Source organism: Flavobacterium sp., from assembly GCF_039916025.1.
Lineage (GTDB): Bacteria > Bacteroidota > Bacteroidia > Flavobacteriales > Flavobacteriaceae > Flavobacterium.
This window is the reverse complement of sequence record NZ_JBDSMB010000073.1, coordinates 1-1834: the sequence shown is the minus strand read 5'-3', so window position 1 is coordinate 1834 and position 1834 is coordinate 1. Positions and strand designations below refer to the sequence as shown.

General features: G+C 37.6%; 2 protein-coding genes. Both read left to right on the top strand.

Annotated elements, in window-relative coordinates; translation table 11 throughout:
- A partial coding sequence (locus ABIQ27_RS04660) for a hydroxymethylglutaryl-CoA lyase (protein WP_348032490.1) occupies positions 1-844 on the top strand: 844 nt, incomplete at its 5' end.
- A 29-nt stretch (positions 845-873) separates the two neighbouring features.
- Positions 874-1734, top strand: coding sequence for a hypothetical protein (locus tag ABIQ27_RS04655; RefSeq protein ID WP_348032488.1), 861 nt, complete (start codon positions 874-876; stop codon positions 1732-1734).
- Positions 1735-1834 lie beyond the last annotated feature (100 nt).

Sequence of the window (1834 nt, the reverse complement as noted above, 5' to 3'; positions counted from 1 at the left end):
TGAATGCCCGCGCGATGCCATGCAGGGGATTAAACAATTAATTCCGGCAGAATTAAAAGCAAATTACATTAACCGGCTTTTAAAGGTTGGCTTTAATACCATTGATTTTGGAAGCTTTGTATCCCCAAAGGCCATCCCGCAAATGCACGACACGGCAGATGTTTTAAAACGGCTCGATCTTACTGGGTCTGAAAGTAAGTTGCTTGCCATTATTGCCAACGAACGCGGCGCGCAGGATGCATGCGCCTTTAACGAAATTACTTATCTTGGTTTTCCTTTCTCTATCTCAGAAACTTTTCAGCAGCGTAATACCAATTCTACTATACACGAGTCGTTAGGCAGGGTTGAAGAAATTCAAAAGCTGTGCTTAAAAAACAATAAAAAATTATTGGTTTATATCTCGATGGCCTTTGGCAATCCCTATGGCGATGCCTGGCATGCAGATATTGCAATTGACTGGTGCAAAAAATTAAATGCCATTGGAATCGATCACCTCGCTCTTGCAGATACCACCGGCTCATCAACACCTCAAACCATTACAGAATTATTTTCGGCCCTCATCCCCGAATTAAAAGGCGTTGAATTAGGCGCTCACCTTCATTCTACATCAACTAAATCACCTGAAAAGATAAGAGCGGCCTACGAAAGTGGCTGCCGCAGTTTTGATGTTGCCATTCACGGTTATGGCGGTTGCCCAATGGCCGCCGATGACCTTACCGGCAATATTGCCACAGAAGATCTTGAAAATTTTGCAACGCAAAACAAAATCGCTTTAAATTTAAATACTGCCGAGCTCTATAAAGCATATGAAGAGAGTTGGAAGATTTTTAATAATTTTCATTAATTTTAAGAGCTAACCCAAATTATTTATTGGTGAAAAAAAATTATCTGATCGCGTTCTTATTTTTACTTGCAGGCATTAATGCTTTTGCTCAAAATGAATTCGACAAATACGGCCCTTCCGGCAGCCAGGTATTTGTTGATTTAAAAGAAGCGCTGAGAATTGAAAAAAAGGTTTATAAAATTGATCTGAGTTACCAGAAAATTGATCCCAAGCTTTACGAAAAATTATCCAAAATTACCGATCTCCAGGTTCTTCGGTTAAGTACAAACGAACTAACAGAGTACCCGAAAAATTTTGATGCTTTATTTAATCTCGTTTATTTTGCCTCGTACAATAACAAGCTTACTCAATTCCCTTCAAACTTAAAGCCGTTTTCAAATTTACATTACCTCGAATTGCAACACACCGCTATTGACAGTATTCCTGCACAAATAGCCTATTTAAGCAAATTACAGAGCCTTAAATTTGGCAACACCGACGATACTTTAAGATTACCTGTAACTTTTCGTTTTCTTAAAAACCTAAAAGATGTGAGCATCGAGAATTGTATCATGGATAGTTTTCCAAAGCAGATTTTTAAATTACCCGGGCTTAATTACCTTAATCTATCAAATACCAACACTTATTACCTGACAAAACATTTCGAACGCTTACAAAACCTTGAAGTGCTGGTTGTAGAAAACAATCACCTGGCAGAGATTCCGTTTGAAATTTACAAAGCATATAAGTTAAGAGTCATTTCTTTCAGGGGTAATAAACTGTATCGTTTACCTGACAGTATTTCGCATTTAGAAAACCTGACCTTACTGGATTTAAGAGGAAATAATTTTACAGTTGAAGAAATTGAGAAGCTAAAGGTTTTATTACCAGGCTGCGAGATTAAATCCTGATTTTTCTGCCCACTTTTAGTTTTGTAGTGGTTTTAATGCCATTTTTCTTGCAGATAGCTTTAACTGTTGTATGATTACGTTTTGCTATTTTACCCAAACT